Origin of the sequence: Mongoliitalea daihaiensis (assembly GCF_021596945.1) — a bacterium.
Lineage (GTDB): Bacteria > Bacteroidota > Bacteroidia > Cytophagales > Cyclobacteriaceae > Mongoliitalea > Mongoliitalea daihaiensis.
In genome coordinates, this window is the sequence record NZ_CP063779.1 from 1,116,786 (window position 1) to 1,133,145 (window position 16,360).

Consider the following 16,360-nt stretch of genomic DNA (forward strand, 5'->3'; position numbering starts at 1 on the left):
GCGCAACGACAAAGCGCCACGCTCGCTACGAAAAACATTCTCAGACTACATCATTTCAACATCTAGTAACCCATTAATCTTGTTTCTTATCTCTTAATTTTAACATTTCATCCTTCATCCTTGGCCTTTGAGTCTCTCTTGCTCCTGCTTGCAGCAGGCAAGTCTAAAATCTAATCTCACTGCCTATTCTTCACATACTTCTCCAACCACTCATGCTGCTCATAAAGGGTGTGTAAAATAGATTCTTTGGCAGCATAGCCATGGCTTTCATGAGGTAAGAACACAAGTCTTGTAGTAGCTCCATGTCCTTTCAAGGCATTGTAATAACGCTCAGATTGGATTGGGAAAGTTCCAGAATTATTATCAGCTTCCCCATGAATCAATAAAATTGGAGTTTTCACTTTGTTGGCATGCATAAATGGAGACATATTGCTGTACACCTCAGGTGCTTCCCAAATCGTACGTTGCTCATATTGGAAGCCAAATGGAGTCAAGGTTCTATTATACGCACCGCTTCGTGCTATACCTGCCGCAAATAAATCAGAGTGTGAAAGTAAATTCGCTGTCATAAAGGCACCATAAGAGTGACCACCCACAGCAATTTTATTTCTATCGCCAATGCCTGTACTTACAATGTAATCAATGGCTGCCTCGGCATTCGCTACCAATTGTTCCAAGAAGAAATCATTTGGTTCATCATCACCTTCGCCTACGATTGGCATTTCTGTTTGGTCCATAATCGCATAGCCTTGCGTTACCCAATAGATAGGAGAACCCCAATTCAATCGAGTAAATGTGTACTGAGAGCCTCTTACTTGTGCAGCTACTGCAGCTGATTTGTATTCGCGCGGATACGCCCACATAACCACTGGAAGTGGTCCATCGGTCGTAGGATCATAACCTTCTGGGGTGTAAACAATGGCAGATAGATCCAGTCCATCGTTTCTCTTATACTTCACCAATTGCTTGTTGATTCCCTTGATGGATTCAAATGGATGTGCAAATTGAGTAATTTGTCTTGGTGCAATTCTTCTTCTGGTATTGACCAACCAGTAATTGGGCTGAATATCGGTGCTCTCCTTTAGGGTTACAAACTCGGTCGCATCAGCATTCAATACTTTCGCTACACGCTCATAAAAAGGAGCCTGTGATCTCCATAGAATCTTTTCTGTTTTGGTTTTTACATTGTAAGCAGAAAGATAAGGCATACTTCCCTGAGGTGAACCGCCATCTGAGGTCATAAAGACATCATCGCCTTTTCTCAAGATGACACTTCGTCCATAATCATTGGTCGTAAACACAGGGCTTCCCGGATCATTGTAAATATCATCCGAAGAACGCTCAATAACAACCGTCCCTTTTTGACCTGGTTTGGAAGGATTGATCAAACTGATTCGCTGCTGACGCGTAGCAGACCAACGCTCACTCAATAGGGCGAAATTATCATCAGACCAAAAAATTCCTCCAAATCTATAGCCAATTTTAGCTAAAACGATTGGTTCTGAGTTAAATGGGGCATCTTGCATATAGACGATCTCCCTGTCTTCCATCTTTACACGACCGTCACCACCATCCTGGGCTTCTACCCAAACCAAGGTCGCCGGCTTATCTGCTCTCCAACTGATACCTCTCTTGCCTGTAGAAACTGCATCGAAACCTGTTGGTCTCACTTCTGCCAAAGGAATCTCTGCAATTGTCGATACTTTGTTTCCTTTGATATCCCAGATTTCAACATCGTAAGGAAATGAACTTACAGGAACTAAATAGGAGAATGGCTTTTTCACGTAATTGATGCGGATATACTGTCCATCAGGAGAAAGGTTCATGGTGGAAATCAGCCCAGCATTAGCCAATGGTGTAGCAGTTCCATTCAAATCCAATAGCATCAATTGAGAACTCATGAAGTACTCAAACACATCTTCATCATAGGCATTGGTTAGCAAATCCTGATACGTTCGGGATGGAGCTGCATTGCCACTCGTCTCCTGTACGGTAGGACCTGCTGGAGCCAAAGGAGCTTTCGGATAGGTGCCTCTTTTTGGATTGATAGCACGATAGACAATCTTGTTATCTGGAGTCCATGACATATCTACACCCCCTACACCATTGACATTTTCTTGTGTCAATTGCTTTGCTTCCATAGTAGTCAAATCGACAAGCCAAAGGGCGATGCCTGTATTGCTGGTGTTCGTAAGGGCAATGTATCTTTCATCATTTGATAAAGAGAAAGAGCCTAATCGAGGATTTTCAGGCAATCCAGAAATACTTCTTTCCTCACCAGTCTTTGTGTTTTTGATAAGTACATTTTCAATAGACCCTCCTCTACTCGGTCCATTGGTCGCAGGATTGATTCGGATACCTGCGAGGCGCAACTCCGGTTGTGCTAATTCTTCGATGGAAGGATTCCCCGAACGCTCCAACACCATCATAAACTCTCCCGAACGGCTAAAGCTGACGGTGGGAGTAGGTGAGGCGTTGACTAAGTCTGCTATTTCTTTTGGCGGAGTTTGATAGGTCAATGCTTGCTGTGCCTGTGCAAGCCCCATGGCTAGAAAGCAAAAACATGCGATCGAAAGCCCTATTTTGTAAATTTTCTTCATGGTAAACGATAGAAATCTGTTTAGCTGTCAATATACACAAATCTGAAAAAATCTAAATTCTCATTTATTTGGATGCTTTGCTTATCTGTTTAAATGGAAAAAGCCAGGCAAAACCTGGCTCAATCGTTATCCATTATCTCAAAAGTCGCTTATTACTTTTCATCCTTTCCAAACAAAAACTTTGATAGTTCTTCCTTGGCTGCACCAGTTTTTTGTTGCAATTTCCCTAAAAGTTGATCCTCTTGACCTTCTGCGTACATCAGATCATCATCCGTTAGGTCCGCATACTTTTCTTTCAATTTTCCCTTCATTTCGTTCCAATTCCCTTTGATTTTTAGTTCTAAAGACATGATAATTTTGGTTTAGTTTAAAATATTATTTATTTAATAAATGCAATTTTTGTTCCAAAATAAATTTTTCATTATTTTTTTTAATTTATTGGGTAAATTTTTAAAGTATGAATTCTAAAAATCATATAATGTTGATTTCTTCGGGAAGTATCTCGAAGTATTTAAACTTGGGGATATACATTTTTCAATAAGGGAAAATCCAACTATTTTAATTTAATTTTGACCTCTATCATCCCTCCAAATGCCTTAAGCGCATTAAGTAAGTTTGGATTATGACCTTTGCCGCCAGCATTATTTAAAACCCAAACGCCAATTCGATTATCAGGGACAGATGTATGTCTACTAAAGTCAATATTTCTAGGTACTTCTTGGTCAGCTTTCCAAGTATGCGTTCTTCCTTCCACGCTGGGGATGGCTGTTTTTTTGAATCCAAAAAATCTCACCGTGTACGATTCATGATTATCCTTTTTAGGAAACGAGGCATTGAGCCAATTTGTAAAGCATCCATCGCAAGGGTTTGATACGGTTGTTGCTTGAAGGGGAACATATATAATTTTCCAGTTTTCATCATTTTCTATCTTCACAATAGCCTTCGCTTCTCCATAAAACTTTTCCTCTGTGGTACCCTTTTCCAATCTATAGACCCTGACAAATATTTCCTCTTCTGCTTTTTCTACCTCCTCATCCAGTGCCACGTACCGCACCAAATTATCCATAGTATTTTCGGTAACACTGTACCCGCCAAACAACCCATAATCTCCTTTGGTGCCCCACTCATAACGGTACTCAAATTCATCTGTGTTTTCAAGTTTCTTGGCTGATCCGGCTGTTTCTACATAGAGCTTGATCTCATTGGTTCCCCCATTTACTGGAGACAATGTTGTTCCATTGGGTTTTATTTCAAGTTTGATGGGCTTTACAATAATACTGACCGAATCCAAACCGATGGATGTCAGGTTTTCACCTTCTCTGATAAATACTTCTGCATATATTTTATCTTCAGCCTCTTCATCAACATTTGAAGGGTTGGATATCGCCCTGTAAAAAATTTTGGTGAAATTGGTCTCGATTTCCTTGCCTGTCCTACCTTCTTTGTCTCTCATGACACCGTATTCTCCTGTTGTCCACCATTTTATCCAATATGTCTGATTGTTGGGCAATTGCCCCAGTTTAGTGATTGTGAGCTCCTTTTGTTCATTGACGGATACGGCCGCATCTTTTGGTTCAAGTTTAAAAGGGATGTCATTGGCCTCAACTTTGAATATCTCTACCATATTTGCCCTGTTGACATCGATGCCCAACCAAGCCGCATTGATTGCCTTAAGCCCAAGATCTGCCACTTTGAGGGCCCTAGCAGCACCTTTTTTGGTGAAATCCTCTAAATCCGGGCCGGAGGTACCGTACTTTATTTTATAAGCTTTGATCAGCAGTTTCTCCAGGTTATCCTTCATGACTTCATCAGCTTTGGTACCAACAATAAAATCAAGCATTTCCAGGGAGAATTTCTTCAAATCTCCATATCTGGAAAACTCGTCTATGCTTTCCATTTTACCGATAAGCCCTCCCAGATGAGAAAAAACTTTTGCCAGTTCCTCACTGTCCTCCTTGATGACATCCGCAAACCCGCCTGTCAATTCAGAAATTGCCGGCCACACCAAGTCATAGAAAGTGGTTTTCCAGGTCAGGTCAATTGCCTTTTTTTCTTCCTCTCTTGTCATGGCAAAAGTAGTCTTGCCCCAAACCGGTCCCACTACGCGGACTTTGTAGATTGCCTGTGATTCGTCAGTTTCCAAGGGGATGTTGATGGGGTCAGTTTCCATGACAGCAAACTTCATCCCCCCCTGTTTGACCACATTTTTTAGTGATCCTAAAAATCCATCTATGTTAATAATAGGGTCTACTTTATGATCCGATTTGGCCTGTAACTGTCCGGAATATTCCGATTGTCTTATAAGGATAGTCTGCTTCCGGTCCCTGTCCTTGAAGGATTCCTTGTAGAGAAAGGCATGGGCGCGTCTCCTGAACCGATTGGTGATTGTGATACTCTGAAAGTCCTTGTCCGATACCTGAAGTCCGCTTTTGATGTCAGGTTCTGTATTTATCACTCTGGCGCGTATATCTACGGTTTCACCGGATTCTCCTAATTTTTCGATCACAGCACGGAGTTCCGGCTCGAACAGACCCTGGTCAAGGGCAAAAGGATTTGTTTTGAGTTTATTTTCCACATCTGATGTGAGCTGAGAAAGTTCCTCGAGAGATCCTGACTCGGTCAGGTACTTTTCCTTGACCTTGTTTCCATACACATAAAGCCCCGCCCCCAAATACAATAGGGCCTCTGCGGTACTTTGGGCTGAAATCTCAGTTTTCCCGTTTCCCAGAAAACCCATCATCATGAGCTTATCCTCGCTATCGGTCAAAAAAGCCAAGGTGAATTCACCATCTTTTACCGTGGCCTTGCTGCTCCCATTCGCCTGAACCGGTTGACCGATGATACCACTGTAAAGCATTGCGCCTTCAAGGTTAGCATTCATGCCTTCCAGAATTTTTACTGTGACAGGCATAGTGGGGAATTCAGATATTCCCGGTTCGGGATCAACAGTGGGGTCTCCCGGATCTTTTGTCACCGGTGGTAGATCAGGTTCTTCCACATCTTTACATGAATTGACGGCTAAGAAAATTGTGCAGAATAAAAAAAGATAAAATTTGGCTTTCATGATGATAAGGTTTTGGTTTACACTTACATCGAAACAGCTTAATTTTGTCATCAAAAAAAATGGAGGTAATTAACTTCGGTATTTAAAAAAGAGAAAAAGTAAAGCAAAAAATAAAGTAAACCCTAAAATCAAGTAAATCCTATTGTGTCCTTTTCTTAAATCTGAAATCGGTGTCACATCCCCTATCAATACCATTCCTGCCCAATATTGGGGAGAAAGTGTTCTTCCTTTTGCCGTGGAGAGGTATTTAAGTTTGGCTTCTTTCAATGCCCTATCCTTTGCCATTCCTTCGGACAGAAACTCCAAAAAGTAATCGGTGATTTCCATACTGGACTTCTCATCTACCTTCCATAGACTGGTCAGTAGACTTTCGGAACCCGCGAATTGGAAAGCATGGGAGAGAGAAACCATTCCTTCTCCTGGCTGAAAAACCGGTTTCCCGGTTTCGCATGCAGTGAGTAACGTCAGGTTTGACTGCATGTCAGTGTTGTAAATTTGATAGGCATAAAGGGCATTGTCTTCTTCCAAGGGATCACCATTTTTGGCAAAAATAAGTTTGGAAAAAACCGGACTTATATTGTTAGATTCGGCATGCGTGCCGATATGGATGATTTTGTTTTTGCCAGCCTTTTCTCGAAATGCTTTAGCCGTGGATTCTTCAAAGGCAAAGATGTTGCCCCCTAATGTTTGTGCGGCTTTGTTGGCCAAGTTGATGGTAAATGGCTGTGGCAAAAGAGAAAGATAGGCGTTATCCAAACTTAGGGAATCACGAACTGATTTGAGGTAATTTTCTTTCATCCTATCCAAAAATCCTGGAGTAAAAGCAACATAGTTGCTACGCATATTTTTCGAACTTTTGGTAAAACCAAACCACATACTATACTGGTAAGAGATATCATGTTTGACAAGCAAGCTATGCAAAAGAAACTCTTCATAAGTTTTGATTTCCTTGTCAGTCAACAAGTCGAAACTCAGATTAAACAACATCCCATCCGGTATGATCACTACATTGGAATCATTCAAATTACTGCCAAAAGGTTGCCAGAGCTGCTGATAAAGTTGGTAAGTAACAGCACCCAAAGCTTTTTGGTCATGCCAGAGGAAAGGAAGTTTTTTGATCAATTCGGGATTGAAATTCAATGAATAAAGTTGCTTTTTACCATTATTGATCACGATGGCTTTGAGATTTTCCTCTACAAAAAGATATCGGACAATTTGCTTTTCCTTTGGAAACACCAAGTCTCCTTCATAAATGTCCCCATACCTGGACTGATAATAGGCAGGGTAATCTGATTTGAGCATTTTTAAATGATTCTCCCATTTGGAAGAAACTGCCATAAATTCCTCGATATTTCCTTCCTCAGCAAGTATATATCCCAATTCATCCCTAATCAGGGAGCCTTCTTCAATGATAGACTCCGGAACACCACTGAATCTAACCTGCCTCTGTTGGTTGAGTTGGGCGCGGATTTTTGCATACACACTGGATTCATGGGTTGCGATCAATTGGTTTAGGTATTTTTCTTGCCCTGTCTTTTCATACAGTTCCAATTCGATCTGTTTGACAAAACTGATGAGTTCCTGATTTTGGGAAAGCAAAACCCCCAAATCTTGGCTGTCAGAAAGCATTGCCTTTCGTTTTTCTAAAAGTTTAATTCCATGCCTCAGTTCCTTTAACATTGATTCGAGGTAAGAAACGGATCGCTCTTGTGTAATTCTGTAATCTGACTTCCACTTGAGCAAATATGCCATAGGCTTTTCATATTCTATTCTCACTGAATCCGTAAGATTGGTGACGGACTCCAAAAGGTGTGTAAGAATTCCCATTCCCTCTTCCGCCTCTGTTTTGGCTGTAGCAAAACTTCCCAAATTGTAGGATACACGGCTTTTGTTGATTACCTGATGAAAGCCTGGCAGGGATTGGATACCATTGGTTTTTTTGGTGTATTCATAGCCCATTTTTGACAATTGCTGCGCCATATCAGGCTCTCCATGAAGAGAGAAAAAATCAGCAGCGTGGCCCAAAAAACCCAAGTAAACAAAATCCAAGGATTCTTGATTGGTCTGTTGAAAGTACTTCAAAGCTGTATGATGATACGTTTTTGCAGCATCAATTTCATTTTCACCTTCTGCGACCAAGGCAAGTGTGTAATAAATATCTGCCAATCGTAAAGGGAATTTTTCTTCCGTTGCATTGAGATCATCAATGGCCCGATTAAGGTATTTTTTTGCTTCTCCATAATTCATTAAATAACTATGGACTTGACCTACCATGATAAGGCTTTCTGTGATTTCGGGATGTCCTGCTGGGAAATATTTTTCTTTCTCCTTCAGGGTATGTTCATGGATATGAAGCGCTTGGAGATAGTTCCCCATGCTTTTATAGGTTATCCCCAAGTTCATCGAACTGTAAAAAATGGATAACATGGCCCGATCCCGCTTGGGATCATCTATTGCCTGATTTGCAAAGGCTTTGCTGTTTGCGATGGATGACTTGACCATTTTCACACTTTCATCCAATTTGCCTTTCACATCATATACAGCTGCCAGATTGCCCTCTATCATTGCCTTTCGGTACAGTTGATTGGTAGGATTATCCTCCATTTGATCCAAGTATGCTATACCCGCTTTCCAATAATATTCCGCAGAATCCCAAATAGAGGCATACCAGTAAGAAACTCCCAAATCATTGAGGATATTAAAGCGGCTTTCAGAACTGGTGTTAGGATCAAGATCAAATACCTCCAAGGCTTTGAGTGTATGAGTGCGGGCAAGTGCAAAATCATTTAATTGGGTAGCAAGCACACCGAGATTGCGTTCTATGATCGCCCATTCGGAAGGAGTATGATCGGGGATTTTATTCGTGAAGTCCAAGGCTCTTTTATTGGCGTCGTATGCCATTTGAATCTTACCTGCAAACATGAAATACCGATGTGATTCCAGGTGAGCTTGTCTTAATACTCTTGGATCCTGAGTTTTTCCGCTAAGAAAATCCAGCCAATATTGGACCCGGTCCATTCCATATTGAATGTCCTTTTGCTTGTTACCAATAAATCCTGCAAGGGGGACAAAATAGCTGAGGTTTAAATAATCAGCATTTTTAATGTAAAGGTTTGTGTATGTATCAAAGAAAATAATCGCACTGTCTAATTTGTCCTCGTTGATCGATTTTTGGACTTGGGCCAATCGCTCATCAATTGTTTGCCCGAGTAGAAGTATGGGCAAAAAAATCCATATGAGACCGATAAAAGTTGTCTTTTTCACTTTTTCGTTAGTTCTTTCAACAATTCAATAGCTTGGGGATCTTGGGTTTGACGCAGAACCTCTACCGCTCTGTCTTCTTTTCCCCCTAGGACATAAGCCAAGGCCAAATACCATACTGCGTCTTTTTGAAATTGTGAATTTTCATTGGTAGCTACAGCATCGAAATAAAAGATGGCAGGATCAGCTTTTTTGAGGGCCAAATGAGAGACCCCCAGAAAATATTGTATAGTGTCGTTTTCAGGTTTGTACTGAATTAAACTTTCCCATCGGGAAATTGCCTCCTGGTAATTACCTGATTTATAATCCACCATTGCTCTATCAAACTCATAATCGCTTTCAGAACTCATAGCTGTTATCAGGCCGGGATCTTCTTGGTAATACATGGCGAAAAGTTTTTCATAATGAGATTCTCGAGGATACAACACCCACCCTGCTGCTAAAATTAACAGCATAATAGCCGCAGCCGCCCCCATAATCCAAGGGCTTAGACTTTTCACTGACTTTTCTATTCCTACATCCGGCTCGATTTCTTGATGAAACTCTTCCAATGAAGCTCTAAAAGCACCCTCCTCTAAAGCCTCCATCAATCCCTTAACCTCCTGAAGCTTTGCTTCAAGGATAGGGTCTGATTGCAGGGCAACTTCGAATAATTCACGATCCTGTTCATTTAGTGTGCCCAGAATATAACTTTCTATTTGCTCAAACTCCTCTTGTGATATATTATATTGCTTATTCAAGTTCCTTATTGGTGTTAGTCTTCCACTTTTCTTTTAACTGCTGAATACAGCGATATTTATTGTTTCGGGCAGTTGCAGCAGTCCAATTGAATGCTAAGGCAATTTGCTCCATCGTTTCCTTCAGAAAATAAAATCGTCTCAGTACTTCTTTACAGTTTTTACCCAAATTATCAAATTCTTTCACAACCCACTGATGCTGTGCCTCCTGATCATGATTAGGTAGATCGTTTTCCAAAGATAGATTTGGATGTATTTCCACAGTAGTTTTATTCTTATTGGCTCTCAGTTTGTCCAACCACTTATTTTTAGCGATCTGATATAAGTAACCCGATATAGCTGTCCCATTTTCAGGTTGAAACCGATCCGATTTGACCTTTTTCCAAAGCACTACAAACGCTTCCTGATAGATATCCTTGGCGTCATCAGATGTTCCGTTATTTGCCAACACATATTGTTCTACCTTTTTGTATTGACTGGAATAGAACACCCTCAGAATCTTTGGATCATTGCTTTTGATCCCATGGATAATTTCCTCTTGGCTATATTTCTCAAAAGTATAGGACTGCATCTTTTTATTTGATGCAGTAATATACAACCTATTGGTATTTTGACCAATCTATAAGATGCTTTTACATTCCCTGTTTTTCATTCACATCGGAAAAAACAGGGAATGTCATCAAAGTAATCTGAGCTATTTTGGAATAACAGTTACTTCCAAAAAGGCATAAGTACCACTCACTGCACTTAGTTGTTCCATATATTTAGCCACTAAAATATCACGCTGTTGAGCATTAACAAAACTTATCGATGGGCTACCGATACTAATACCAAATTCATGCATTCCATTTATTATAGGAATTTGTGAGGGTGTTCTCGTCAAAGGTGCACCTGCTACTCCAGCAGAGTTCACGATTCTCAATTGATAACTTCTAGCATCATCTCTTTCTGGAAATTTTGCAATAAATCTAGGGCCAGCTACTACATATTCTCCTGGAAAAATATTTGAAACTGGAACATGGGGTTCAAATGGTACACTAAACACCCTGAGATTGGTGACACTCACAATTGTCTGTACCGTGCCAACTTTAGTCCGGTTGATTCCCTGCTTGATGTATGCCGTTACCGTCACCGTATCCTTGGCATTTTCAGGTATCCTCAGCCTGTCTGCATTGCAAAAGTAGTAAGCCTCATTCAGCGAACTGCTGAACATAGTCCCTTTATGGTCCCTTTCATCCCAGAGATATCCGTATTTCCCCGTAGTCTCCCATGCATATTCGATTACCTGATCGTCGGCAATGGTTGACAGAATGTTGACTTTCAGCTGTCTTTGGTTAATTGGACTGATCGAGAAGCGCTCCGGTATCATATTCATCGGTATCTCCCGTACCGTTAGCTCCCATTCCTCCCCATGGCTCGAGTTGGCTATGTGATACACCATACGCATGTAATCCGTGCTCTTGATGGCAAGGTCTGCTATCTGCAGCACTCGCAATACCTTCTTATTGATCTTGGAAAGCGAACCGTAATCAGGCAACTTAAACCTGCTCTCCAATACATCCAGCAATACCGAATTCACAACAACACTTAGATCCGATAAGGTCGCTTTCCCCGCTTCGGTCCATAAAAACGTCAGGTATTCCTTCGTAGCTCCGTTATAATCCCCTCGGGAGAGATACGGCTTCACGTTCTGAACTTGATCTATATTCGCAATCAAAAAACTGATGACCTGATCCCAACTCAATGGATCAAGTAAAACCGACCCATCCGATGGAGATATCACTCCCGCCACACTGATTGCATCTGTGATTATGGGTAGCAAAAAATCAAGCGCCATCGATTCCACCCACAACCTGAACAACTGCTTACGCTCATGCTCACTTAGGTTCACTTCCGATGTCGTCCCTGGGCCAATCACTCGCAAAACACTCTTAACCGAACGCTCATCTGACTTTAAAGGCAATACCAAATCATCCGTGTCCACAGATGCAGTCTCACTGATCTTGCCCACTAAAAAATCAACCAACGTGCCCGCAAAATCTTTCACTCCCGAAACAGGAGGTATCGTAATTACCTGATCAGGTGCCGAACTCGCTGAAATATCCTCAATCAATGTATGGCTGACCCCGGACTTATCCACATAGGAGGTCCTGTATAAAAACCCCTTGACCCTCCGACGGGCTCTGTGTGTAATCCTAAACCTGTTCAGCCCCGTATCAAATACCTGAAGATAACTCTTGATGTTAGCATCCACCAATACATCTCCAGCCACCTCTTCCTCTTCTCCCACACGCCCTGCTATACGACCCTCAGGCTGCGCCATGGCATAAATCTCAGAAACTGCCTTTCTAAGTGCATTCACATAGAGCCCCTTATCCAGCGTGTAAGGATCGGTTTTGTACAGCAACTCCAGTTCCGAAAGAAATGTATCAAAAACAGGAAGTTCTGAAACCTCTCGGATAAACTTTTCCCGTGCCATTCCGCCCTCTGCCTGCATATCAAAACCTAGAAACAGCAAATATTCTGCTGTACTCCGAACGGATAACTCTTTGCGGCTATCGGAAAGAAATCCCGCCAGTACCAAACGGTCTGATGTATCAAAAACAAATGCTGTAAAAGGCGCTCCTGGATTGTGTGAAACAGCCGAAACCCCCGATCCAGAAATACTATGGATCTGACCATAGGACATGACCTCTAGTTCAGCTATATCTAAACTCACTCCATCTGCCAGACGAACAGCAACCTCCATCTTGGGCAAAATAGCCTCAACTTCCGGGTCTTCTGCACCCCTTGGACGCTCTGCCTCATCCTTGCAGGATGATACCAACAGAAATACGAGTAAAAGAAATAAAGAATTAATTTTCATAGCTCGGGTTTTTAAAATTGATCAATATCCTGATAAGTAATTGTTGTGGAAGCCATAATTTCAAATATCTGACCTGCGATGGTATTAAGAGATAGGTTATAGTTTTCTGCGTACCCTGAATTCATCACAACGCTAACACAGATATTGTTAGGCAAAGAAATGGTGAGGGATTGAGAACCCACCCAAAACCCATCATGCCAAAAGGCCTGTCCCAAAGTTGGGTGATTGAGTCTGATGATACCTTTACCATAATTGCCTGAATTGCTTAATGGAGTTCTGCGTTGATCATTCAGTGTTGTTCCTAAAATAGATGGCCTATTTGGCTGTGTATCTATACTTGAAAAAATCATAGCAATATCCGCTGGAGTACTTACCCATCCTGCGGTAGCATCACTTCGGCCAATATTGTAGGTAGTATAGGGGTTGAAATTATTTTGACTGTAATACGTTGCTTCATTCAAGTGTTTTTGATTTTGTGCAGTACGCGCGAGAACAGTATTCGTTGCACCAACTTTGTCTAAAATATTTTCCTTTACATAGGTCTCATAACTTTTACCAGTCACCTGCTCGATGATTCTGCCTAATATCAGGTATCCAAAATTGGAATAATGATAGGTAGTTCCAGGGTTGGTTGCCTGCACCACATTATCTAAACCCCAAGAAATCAAATCTTCGGCAGAAAGGTTGATCGGTCCATCAAAAACAGGATCATCCATAAAGTTTCTCCAGCCTCCAGGTAAGTGGTGGAGTAAGTGATTGACGGTGATATTTCGAATGCGATGGGAATATGTATTTGAACCAAATCTGGTACCTAAAATAGCCCCATCTCCAAAGACTCTGTCATTCAAAGCCAATTTTCCTTCTTCTACTAATTGAAGGATTGCAATTCCGGTTATGGTCTTGGCTACAGATGAATACCGAAACTTAGTCTCCGTGTTCACTGACCGATTGCTTCCTTGATCCATCAATCCATAGCCTTTGGCATAGACTAACTTACCGTCCTTGGCAATTGCCAATGAAAGTCCAGGATAATTAAATTCGTCCATAAGAAATGCCATTTTGGAATCTATCTCTGGGATATCGTCTTGCACAATCTGCGGTTCCTGAGGCATCGGGTCCTCATCACTGGAACAAGAAAAAATGATTAGTAAAAGTAGTGCATAAATCGGAAGGTGTCTTAAATGTTTCATAGCTGAATATCTTGGTTTTAACAACACATTGCAGAGGAAGTAAAATGTCATCAAAAAATTTAAAATTTATTTTTAGCAAGTGACTTTTCTTGTGATTCTAAACATCAACACTTACTCAAAAATGAAAAAAACAGCCATAAACCATCGATTTACGGCTGTTGAGTTGCATTGTCACCCTATTCTAATCTCTTGTATCTTATGTTTGCGGCTTCCAATAAACCATGGAAACTACCCCTGCAAGCATCATCAATCCACCAAAAAGATAACGCCAATCTAAACTCTTAGAAGGATCATCAATTTGATAGGTAAAAATTGTCCTGCCAAAGGCATCCTTATCTATTTGGATATTAGAAGCAGATATGGGAAAATCCACGACTGTAGTCTGCTGTAATTGTCCTCCATATTCCATTGGACTATTGACAAACATATATTGTTTATCTCCGATTTTTGTGAGGTTGATATCTTTTTCCCCTGTCTCCAAAATTCTCCGGCCACGCTTATCTACCTTGGTGACACCATAAGCGGTGAGCGAGAGTTCAAAAGACCGCTCCATATCATTTCGATCTAATTTAAAATCGTCTAAGAAAAAACCAGGCATGCCTTTTTGAATTTCCCGTTTCAAAGCATTGGGGTTCGTTCCTGCGGTTGCCAGCCATTGTTGCCATTGAGATGCAGTCATTTTTTGCTGAATAAGCATGGCGGCATTTCCTCGCTCATCTACTTTCATGTTGATATGTTGATTGATAGCTGCCTGTGCAAGTAGCTGCAAACTGCCCAACATGCATAAAATTATCAGGAGAGATTGTTTCGTTTTCATCGGATAGAGTTAAAGATTGATGTAAGCATATTTTGTTGTTGAGCAAATGCGTATTCCGGAGATCCAACGGTAATTATTTCAAAACCAGCACTGGTTCTCCTAGATTTGGCAAACCACATGAAATTCCCATTCATATCAGTAGTCACGCCTGAGATTTGGCCTTGTGTATCACTTTTATAGTTAACCACCCCACCGAGACTTCCTATTTGAGCAGAAAGTATGTTCATGGCATCTCTCAGGTTGGAGGCTGGTAGGACAAATTTGCTAATAGAAATCAGACCATCTGGCGAGGCATGATAGCTCCTCAAACTGCTCAGTCCCGACATACTTGGGTCATATTGGTTCCAACCATTGGGAATCGAAACCATTAAACTAGTTGAAGTAGTGGTATTCCTATCTGGCTGAGCTGGCTCAGTGGGATAATTTGGCGGAGTAGTGTTGTTGGTATTGACAGCAGCTAGTTGTCGCTGCTGAGGTGCTTGGGGAGCATTTATTTGATTTTGTGGTGAAAAATTATCTGCAATTTTATCCACTTTTTGCCGCATAAACTCATCATCTTTCAAGCTCATGGGTGTCACACCAGCCATATTTAACTGATGAATATCCACAATGGTGTAGCGGGGGTCACCTTGCATGGCTTTTTGAAAAAACTCCTCCAACTGCTTCATACCTTGTTCCAATGCTTCTTGGGCAGAAGATATTTTCCCTAATCCTTCTCCTCCAATGCCTGTCGCTTCTATGGCATAGTACTGACCGTTCATCCTAAACCCAGGATAGGCATGTCCAGGAACTAAATAAATGACGGGCTCCAATCCTCCCGCTGACATCATACTTGCATAGAGCAAACTTAACTCCAAACAAAGTCCCGTATTGCCGGTAATAACTTCCCGTGGCAGGCGGTTATGTTGAGAAAGCTTGGAATAATCATTCAGGTTTTCAGGGATCATTTTCGTGCTACTGTACACCATGTGGGACATTAGGGTAGCTTCGTATATACCTGTCATAAAACGAACAGCATCTTTAGGGTCTTTGCTTACTCCAGCTGCATCTCCCTTCAAAATTTTCTCCTGAACTGTCTGCGTATAATATTTTACAATAGGATCATTGGGGGTGACAAAACATGCCAACAAAGCATTATTATCATAGATATCCGCCCAAGAAGCAATTTCTGATTGGGCTACAGAAGTAAACATGTAGGTATTTCTATCGACAATTTTGAAAGCAAATGATTCCTCCACTTTGTCTTTGTTACTTGCACCATCCCAATCAACTTGGATTTCGGCACGTTCCATGGATTCGGTCATTTTTTCCGTGATCTGATCACCAAATTTGGGATAACAAACAACTGATGCCGTCTGACCAGGGATCATTTCTCCAATAGTCTCCAAATCTGTCCAATCAACATATCCTGGAACCCGATAGCGAACTTTAACGCTTTCCAAGGTATTGTTTCCTTCATTGGTCAAAAGTACCTTGAATAGAAAATATTTACCATTGAGCGCTTCTTCATTGGCATATACCTGATGTGCTGCAGGCATAATATACGGAGCTTTTTCTACCTGAATTTTTAGATTTCCTTCCCCAGAATTTCCGAAGAAATTCACAATCAAAATCCCAGCTCCTACCAAAATCAATGTAAAGCCGATTACAATATTTTTTTTCATGCGTATGTGTGGTTAAAATATATCACTACATCGCAGTCCCTAACAGTTTGTCATCAATGTTATCATAAATTTTTTGTGGTGAAAAAAACTGGGTGACATTTAAACGCTTAAATAGTCGACTAGCAGCCGTATTCTTATTGGATTGATTAATTTTATGCCTC

At 41.2% G+C, this 16,360-nt stretch carries 10 protein-coding genes; all 10 read right to left on the minus strand.

What is annotated here, in order from left to right:
• Positions 1-176: 176 nt before the first annotated feature.
• Positions 177-2,600, minus strand: a complete 2,424-nt coding sequence (locus IPZ59_RS04595) for a S9 family peptidase (protein WP_236138705.1) — start codon at positions 2,598-2,600, stop codon at positions 177-179.
• A gap of 152 nt (positions 2,601-2,752) precedes the next feature.
• Positions 2,753-2,950: a CsbD family protein gene (locus IPZ59_RS04600; RefSeq protein WP_236138706.1), complete on the minus strand. Its 198-nt coding sequence runs from the start codon at positions 2,948-2,950 to the stop codon at positions 2,753-2,755.
• Positions 2,951-3,153: 203 nt separating this feature from the next.
• Entirely contained in the window at positions 3,154-5,664 is a 2,511-nt protein-coding gene (locus tag IPZ59_RS04605) for a hypothetical protein (protein WP_236138707.1), read from the minus strand.
• A 69-nt stretch (positions 5,665-5,733) separates the two neighbouring features.
• Entirely contained in the window at positions 5,734-8,928 is a 3,195-nt protein-coding gene (locus tag IPZ59_RS04610) for a CHAT domain-containing protein (RefSeq protein ID WP_236138708.1), read from the minus strand.
• Positions 8,925-9,665 carry a tetratricopeptide repeat protein gene (locus tag IPZ59_RS04615; RefSeq protein WP_236138709.1) on the minus strand — a complete coding sequence of 247 codons (741 nt, stop codon included), beginning with the start codon at positions 9,663-9,665 and terminating at the stop codon, positions 8,925-8,927. Before IPZ59_RS04615 ends, IPZ59_RS04610 begins: the two co-directional genes overlap by 4 nt.
• Complete coding sequence (locus tag IPZ59_RS04620) at positions 9,658-10,233, minus strand: RNA polymerase sigma factor (RefSeq protein WP_236138710.1); 576 nt, start codon at positions 10,231-10,233, stop codon at positions 9,658-9,660. Before IPZ59_RS04620 ends, IPZ59_RS04615 begins: the two co-directional genes overlap by 8 nt.
• A gap of 123 nt (positions 10,234-10,356) precedes the next feature.
• A complete protein-coding gene (locus IPZ59_RS04625) occupies positions 10,357-12,528 on the minus strand; it encodes a hypothetical protein (RefSeq protein WP_236138711.1) in 2,172 nt (723 codons plus the stop codon).
• 11 nt (positions 12,529-12,539) lie between these two features.
• Positions 12,540-13,718: a serine hydrolase domain-containing protein gene (locus tag IPZ59_RS04630; protein WP_236138712.1), complete on the minus strand. Its 1,179-nt coding sequence runs from the start codon at positions 13,716-13,718 to the stop codon at positions 12,540-12,542.
• Between the two features lie 196 nt (positions 13,719-13,914).
• The gene (locus tag IPZ59_RS04635) at positions 13,915-14,535 is read right to left on the minus strand and encodes a hypothetical protein (RefSeq protein WP_236138713.1); all 621 of its coding nucleotides are present in this window, start codon (positions 14,533-14,535) and stop codon (positions 13,915-13,917) included.
• Positions 14,532-16,199: a hypothetical protein gene (locus IPZ59_RS04640; protein WP_236138714.1), complete on the minus strand. Its 1,668-nt coding sequence runs from the start codon at positions 16,197-16,199 to the stop codon at positions 14,532-14,534. The genes IPZ59_RS04635 and IPZ59_RS04640 overlap by 4 nt, the downstream gene beginning before the upstream one ends.
• Positions 16,200-16,360: the final 161 nt, after the last annotated feature.